Raw genomic sequence first — 7181 nt, forward strand, 5'->3', positions numbered from 1 at the left:
CCCTCGACGAACAGGATCTGGTCGGCATGCATCCGCGAACTCAGCCGGTGCGAGATGATGAGCGTCACGCGATCCCTGGCGAAGCGTTTCATCGCTGCCCGGATACGCTGTTCGGTGCCGGCGTCGATGGCCGCGGTGGAATCATCGAAGACCAGCACGGACGGCCGCAGCATCAGGCTGCGGGCGATGGTCAGGCGCTGCCGCTGGCCACCGGAAAGCGACGCGCCGCGCTCGCCGACGACTGTGGTGTAACCGGCTGGGAGGCCCATGATGTAATTGTGCAATTGGGCGTACTCGGCTGCCTGCCCGATGCGGGTCTCGCGCGCCCAGGGATTGCCGTAGGCGATGTTGTTCTCGATCGAGGTGGTGAACAGGAACGCGTCCTGCTGCACGACGCCGACGGCCTTGCGCAACGATTGCAGCGTCACCTTGCGGATGTCCTGGCCGTCGATGGTTATCGCGCCTGAGGTGACGTCGTAGAAGCGCGGGATCAGGTGCGCGATGGTCGACTTGCCGCTGCCTGGCGGGCCGACGATGCCGATGGTCTCGCCGGACCTCGCCTCGAAGGAGATGCCCGACAGAGTCGGCCGGTCGCCCGCGCCCTCGTAGCGGAAGCCGACATTGTGGAAGCGCAGCACGCCATCGGTGACGACGAGATCCTTGGCGCCGGGCGCGTCCTCGATGTCGAGCTCGGCGTCGAGCAGTTCGAATAGCCGGCTGCCGCAGGTCGAGGCGCGCGCGAAGGAGTTGACCATAAGGCCGAGCTGGCGCACCGGCATCTGCAGGATGGTCATGAAGGTGAGGAACTGGGCCAGCGTGCCGACGCTGATCTGGCCTGCAATCACTTTCTGGCCGCCGAACCAGAGCACCAGCCCCATGGCGGCCAGGAACGAGAAGTTCATGGCGCTGGTGTTGGAGACGCGGATGTCGACGCGCTGATTGGCAAGCTCCAGCGCCGACAGCTTGGCGCGGTCGAATTTTTCCAGCTCATGCCGCTGTGCCGCAAAGGCCCGCACGACGCGGATGCCGCCGAGGTTCTCATCCATCACCCGGCTCAGCACAGACAGCCGCTCCTGCAAAGTCAACCAGGTGCTGCGCAACGCCAGCTGGGTGACCGAGGACCGCCAGGCGACGAGGGGCACGAAACTCAGGCTGAGCAGCCCGAGCATGAGATCGGTGCTGATCAGGAGATAGGCGCCGACGCCGATCAGCACGCCGAGCAGCACCACACGCAAAATGCCGGTGGAGAAGAACATGCGCACGCCGTCGAGATCGAGCAGGCCGAGCGTGATCAAATCGCCGGTGTGGACCCTGTCGTGGTAGGCGAAGCTCAGGCGCTGGATCTTCTCGTAGAAGGCCAGCCGCAGTTCATAGCCGGTGCGATGACCGACGGCCTCGCCATAGTAGTTCTGCGCCATGGTGAAGAGGCCGCGCAGGATCGAGACGACGAGCAGCGTCAGCGCCGTGTTCCACAGCGCCTGTTCCGCCGCAGCGCCGGCACCCGCGGCCATCACACCTTGCGCCTGGTCGATGGCGCGTCCCAGCAGGCGTGGAATGAAAAGCTGCAGCGTCGCGGCGATGAAGGTCGAGACGATGGTGATGGCGACCTGCCAGGGATGGCGCAGCGTCATGCGCACGATGCGGAGCAAGGTGCTGAGGCCCTTGCCCCAGGAGGCTTCCGCCACATGGGCAAACGATTTGCCGCGCTCCGGTGCGCTGCTGGTTGCTTGCGTGTTCAAGGAAAATATCCAAACCAATCCGGACGTTAGCCCGGACTAATAAAGCAGACTCAATGTGAGCGGTTGACTTGGCGCTATGTTACGCGGGTCTGGCTTGGCCCTTCAAGAGCCAATGCCGGCATCGCACTGTGCCTGAAGGAAAGCGAACATGCGGCTGTGACCCGGCTGGCACCAGCGGCGTAATCCTGCCGATCTTGCCGAAGGGCGTTGGCCGGACGAGGTCAGCACCTAGTGTACGCAAGCGACGGCCGGACGGAATGCGACCTCCCATCCGGCCGGATTCCGGTTTGCTAGGCAGGTATCAGGACGGCGATCCGATGCACGCCGACCTCCTTGCTTGTATTTGTCGCCTCGTCGGTCTTGCCTTTGGCGCAGGTGTACATGTCACCCGTCTTGAGCTTGAATTCCTTGTCGGCCTTCTTGATCGTGAACGCACCTGAAGCAATGGTGCAGACCATATCGTTGTCCATCACCGTCTGAGGCGCGTGTGCGCCGGGCTGAAATACCACGTCGACAATTGCGATGCTCTTGTAGGCGGGAATGTCGGAGTTGCCGGTGCTGACCTCAACCACCCTGACACCGGGCGCAATCTCCTTGCCTTCCTTCGGGCCGTATTTCTTCGCTGATGCCGCCAGGGTGAACAGAGGCGTTATCGCGGCAGCCGTCACACCGAGAGCAATTGCAGACCTGCGATTCATGGTTTTCATCGCATCCTCCCACATGTTCGCCATGAACGAATGTGCATGGCTGAAATATATTAGCATAAACGAATGTAATTGTATGCGAGGAAGCTCCCAACCCCGGCATAGCCGCGTGAACTTGGCGGCAGCCGTCAGAGAGGTTCGTACATCGACCATCTGCTTGCCGCAAAAACCCCGCCGCGGCGGACCTTCGGACTGCTGTTGAGCCGCTCAAAAACCCTGGCGGTGCCGCCAGCAGGCGATCCGGTGGCCGGCCGCGACCTCTCGGGCCGGCGGCTCCGCCTTTCGGCAGTCGGGCAGGACCAGCGGGCAGCGGTCGGCGAAGGAGCACCCCGTATTCGGGACGCCGGCTGCCTCGATCTCGATTGGAGCGGATAGTCTCGGCGCAGCTTCGTCGGAGGACGCAGCCAAAAGCAGGGCCGTATAGGGGTGGTTGGGGCCGCGAAAAATCTGGTCGGAGGAGCCGGTTTCGACCAGGCGTCCGCGATAGAGCACGCCGATCCTGTCGGCCATGTAGCGCACCACCCTGAGGTCGTGGCTGATGAACAGATAGGTCATGTCCTTGTCGCGCTGCAGGTCGTTGAGCAGGTTGAGAACGGTCGCCTGGACGGAGACGTCGAGCGCGGAGGTCGGTTCATCGAGCACGACGACCTTCGGCACGCCGGCGAAGGCGCGCGCGATTGCCGCCCGCTGCCGCTGGCCGCCGGACAGCGAACGCGACTTCTGCTCGGCCGTGGCGCCGGCGAGGCGAACCGATTGCAGCAGGTCGCCGACGCGGGCTCTCACTTCGCTGCGGCGCAGGCCGGCGAGCCTGCGCAGCGGGCGGCCGAGGATCGTGCCGATCCGCTGGCGCGGATTGAGCGTGCGATCCGGCGACTGGAAGACCATCTGCACGTCGCGGCGTTCGGCAAGGTTTCTCTTCTCGACGCGCGGCGCGACCGTCCTGCCGAACAGTTCGACCGATCCGGCGCTTGGCGTCTGCAGACCGGTGACGATCCGTGCCAGGGTCGACTTGCCAGAACCGGACTCGCCGATCAGCCCGAAGGTCTCGCCCTGGCCGATGTCGAGATCGACGTGGTGCAGCACTGGCTGGCTGCCGAAGGCATGACTGATGCCTTTGCAGGCGATCGCGATGCGGCGTTCTTTTGGCAGGCCGGCGTCTTCGCCTTGGGCCATTGGGTGCGCTGGCACGCCGTCCGTCTCCGCCAGTCTTCCGTCCCGCTTGGTGTAGTTGAGCGCCGGGATCGAGGCGATGAGCGCCTTGGTGTAGGCGTGAGAGGGGTTGTCGAAGACATCGCTCGCGACGCCGCTTTCGACCACGGTTCCCGCCTGCATCACCGCCACCCGGTCGCAGGAGCGGCGGATCATATTGATGTCGTGGCTGATCAGCAGGATGCTGGTTTTGTGATCCTTGCGTAAGTCGGAGAGGATGGCGATGATCTCGGACTGGACGCTGGCGTCGAGCGCCGTCGTCGGCTCATCCAGCACCAGCAGCGATGGGTCGAGCGCAATGGCAATGGCGATGTTGGCGCGCTGCTGCATGCCGCCGGAGAGTTCGTGCGGATAGAGATCCAGCACCCGCTCCGGATGGCTGACCCGGACGCGGCCCAGCAGTTCGGCGGCGCGCCCGCGCGCCTCTTCGAGGCGAACCGGGCGATGCCGCATGACCGTCTCGGTGATCTGGCGGCCGATCGTCATGCTTGGATTGAGGGCAGCACCGGGATGCTGGTAGACCGCGGCGATATGATTTCCCCTGAGCCGGCGCAGTTGCTCGGCGGAAAGGTCGCGGATTTCGCGGCCCTGGAATTCCAGCGCCGACGCAGCGATGCGGGCGTTTTTCGGCAGATAGCGCAATATGGCGAGCGCCACCGAGCTTTTGCCCGATCCCGACTCGCCAACCAGGCCGAGCGCTTCGCCTTCGCCGATGTGCAGTGACACGCCGCTGACGGCGGGATGCGATCCCTTGCGCCCGTCATAGGCCACGGACAGCTGGTCTACGTTCAGAACCGAGGAGGACATGGGGACTTGAAACCACTTTCTTCCAGCGCCGCCATCGAGGGCAATCGCTTCCGCTTTCGCAATTCATTATCTCTATAAATTTACTCGAATTAAGCCGGAGCGCAATCTACCTTTCTCGCATCAGCAGAGATTGTCGCCGTCTGCCGAGGCAGCGCGACGGTCTCCGGAGCAGATCTGGAAGGAGGCCCGGCATGGCTCGAGACCACATGATCCTCAGCGCATTCTTCTTCAACCCGCAGGGCGATCATCGGATGTCGTGGCGCCACCCGAGGGCGCCGGGGCGGGAGGTACTGGATTTCGAATTCTACCGCGATCTCGTGCAGGCGGCCGAACGCGCCAGGATCGACACCATCTTCGTCGCCGACCACGTGTCGATCTGGGATTCAGTCAAGAGCGGCGTCGCCCATTACGCCAATGCCCGCCTCGAACCGCTGACGCTGCTATCGGCGCTGGCTAGCGTGACCAAGCATATCGGCCTGATCACCACGGCGTCGAGTTCCTACAGCGAGCCGTACAATGTGGCGCGCATGTTCGCCTCGCTCGACCATATCAGCAAGGGCAGGGCGTCGTGGAACGTCGTCACCTCGGCCATGGATGAGGAGGCGCGCAATTTCGGCCGCGACGGCAATATCGAACATGCTTTCCGCTATGAGCGCGCGGCCGAATTCCTCGATATCGTCAAGGCGCTGTGGGACAGCTGGGAAGACGAGGCGCTGCTGATCGACAAGGCGTCAGGCCATTTCGCCGACCCCGACAAGGTCCATCCTATCGATCACAAGGGCAAGCACTTCAAGGTGCGTGGGCCGCTCAACGTCTCGCGGCCGCCGCAAGGCCATCCGCTAATCGTCCAGGCCGGCTCGTCCGAAGATGGCAAGAACTTCGCCACCGCCCAGGCCGATGCGCACTTCGCCATCTACAGCACCAAGGAGGATGGCATCAAATACCGTCAGGACATCAACGAGCGGCTGGCCCGCCACGGCAGGCGGCCGGAGAGCTTCAAGATCCTGCCCGGCATCCTGCCGATCGTCGCCGCCTCCGAAGCGGAAGGCCGGGAAAAGCAAGAATACCTGCAGACCTTGCTGCCGGATCAGGTCGGCATCGACCTTCTGTCGAGCTGGAGCGGGTTGGACCTGTCGCTGTTCCCGCCGGACGGGCCGCTGCCGCCGCTGCCGGACGAAAGCACGTTCAATGGCGGGCGCACATCGCTCAACCGGGTCAAGCAGTGGGCGAAGCAGAATCTCAGCCTGCGCGAGATCGCGCGCAAGCTCGCCAACAGCGGTTCGGTGCCGACGGTTGCCGGCACGCCGGTACAGATCGCGGACCAGTTGCAGGACTGGTTCGTTTCGGGTGCCGCTGACGGCTTCAACCTGATGTTCCCGCTGCTGCCAGAAGACTGGGTGAATTTTGCCGAACAGGTGGTGCCGGAGCTGCAGCGGCGCGGCGTCTTCCCGACCGAATACGGGCCGGGAACGCTGCGCGACCGTTTCGGCCTGGCGCGGCCCGCCAACCGCTTCGCCGAGCAGCGCGACAATGCGCGTGCCGTGTCCTGACCGGAAGAACGATCATGACCGTCGCACCAAGATTGCAGCCACGCGAAGCGACCGCGCCGCAGCTCGTCAATGTCCTGCACAGCCCCAAGCGTGTGCGCGTCAAATTCGGCGGCCGCACCATCGCCGACAGCCGCAACGTGCTGGTGCTGCGCTCCAACCATTTCCTGCCGATCTATTTCTTCCCGCCGTCAGCGGTCGACCCATCGGTGCTGAAACCTTCGCTGCATCGCGAGCCGCATCCGGTCGGTGGCGAGACCGCCTATTGGGATATCGACAGCGGCGACAGGCGCAGCGCCAACGCGGCGTGGTCGTTCGTGTCACCGCCGGATGAAAACCTGGCGCCGCTGGCCGGCCGCATTGCATTCACCTGGAAGGCCGTCGACCAGTGGTTCGAGGAGGAAGAGGAAGTCTTCGTCCACGCCCGCGATCCCTATGCACGCATCGATGTTCTGCAAAGCTCGAGCCATTTGCAGATCTGGTTCGACGGCGAGCCGATCGCCGACAGCCACCGCCCGGTGCTGCTGTTCGAGACGCATCTGCCGACGCGTTTTTATCTGCCCGCGGAAGACATCCGGCTGGAGCGGCTGACGGCGTCCGTCACCACGACGCGATGTCCCTACAAGGGCATCGCCTCTTACTGGTCCGGCCTGCTGAGCGACGGTTCGGTGCGCCCTGATATCGCCTGGAGCTACCGGGATCCCATTGAGGAAATGCCGAAGATCAAGGGCCTCATCGCCTTCTATCCGCAGGCCGTCGACCGCATCCATCTCGACGGCGAGCCCGTCGCATAGATTTTCAATCTTCATTTCAAAGCAGGGTTTCAAAATGACCAGACGCAGAGATATCGACGCAGTTCGCAATCTGTCGGGGGACATCTGGAATGTCGCCGTCGACGAACATCAGGGCGGCTTTCTCAAGCGCCGCGATCTCCTCAGATATGCCGCACTGCTCGGCCTGACCGGCTTTGCCGCCTCGCAGGGGTTGGGAGGCGCGCGCGCCGCGGCTGCCGGCGGCGGCACGGTTCGCGTCGGGCTCGGCCAGCCGACCAAGGCGATCGATCCGGTTTCGGTCACCGATCCGGCCAGCATCGGGGTGATCAGCCAGGTCGGCGAGTATCTGATCCTCGACGATCCGAAGGATGGTCTGCAGCCGAAGCTGGCTCTGTCCTGGGA

General features: G+C 63.9%; 5 protein-coding genes and 1 pseudogene. 3 read left to right on the top strand and 3 right to left on the bottom strand.

Annotated features, from left to right (window positions below; all coding sequences use genetic code 11):
- The 3 genes from EN994_RS11825 to EN994_RS11835 all read right to left on the bottom strand — a co-directional run.
- Window positions 1-1739: ABC transporter ATP-binding protein (locus EN994_RS11825; protein ID WP_164745880.1), on the bottom strand; the 1739-nt coding region annotated here is incomplete at its 3' end.
- Between the two features lie 290 nt (window positions 1740-2029).
- Window positions 2030-2470 (bottom strand): hypothetical protein, encoded by a 441-nt coding sequence (locus EN994_RS11830; protein WP_244514324.1) that lies wholly within the window; start codon window positions 2468-2470, stop codon window positions 2030-2032.
- A 180-nt stretch (window positions 2471-2650) separates the two neighbouring features.
- Window positions 2651-4459 carry an ABC transporter ATP-binding protein gene (locus EN994_RS11835; protein ID WP_127307551.1) on the bottom strand — a complete coding sequence of 603 codons (1809 nt, stop codon included), beginning with the start codon at window positions 4457-4459 and terminating at the stop codon, window positions 2651-2653.
- Between the two features lie 191 nt (window positions 4460-4650).
- Here EN994_RS11835 and EN994_RS11840 point away from each other — a divergent pair, with 191 nt between their 5' ends.
- The 3 genes and pseudogenes from EN994_RS11840 to EN994_RS11850 all read left to right on the top strand — a co-directional run.
- The gene (locus tag EN994_RS11840) at window positions 4651-6009 is read left to right on the top strand and encodes an LLM class flavin-dependent oxidoreductase (RefSeq protein WP_024503940.1); all 1359 of its coding nucleotides are present in this window, start codon (window positions 4651-4653) and stop codon (window positions 6007-6009) included.
- 14 nt (window positions 6010-6023) lie between these two features.
- Complete coding sequence (locus EN994_RS11845) at window positions 6024-6800, top strand: DUF427 domain-containing protein (RefSeq protein ID WP_024503939.1); 777 nt, start codon at window positions 6024-6026, stop codon at window positions 6798-6800.
- 34 nt (window positions 6801-6834) lie between these two features.
- Window positions 6835-7181: pseudogene (locus EN994_RS11850) on the top strand (peptide ABC transporter substrate-binding protein); the annotation flags it as partial.

Source organism: Mesorhizobium sp. M7A.F.Ca.CA.002.09.1.1 (assembly GCF_003998555.1).
In the GTDB taxonomy this organism is placed as follows: domain Bacteria; phylum Pseudomonadota; class Alphaproteobacteria; order Rhizobiales; family Rhizobiaceae; genus Mesorhizobium; species Mesorhizobium ciceri.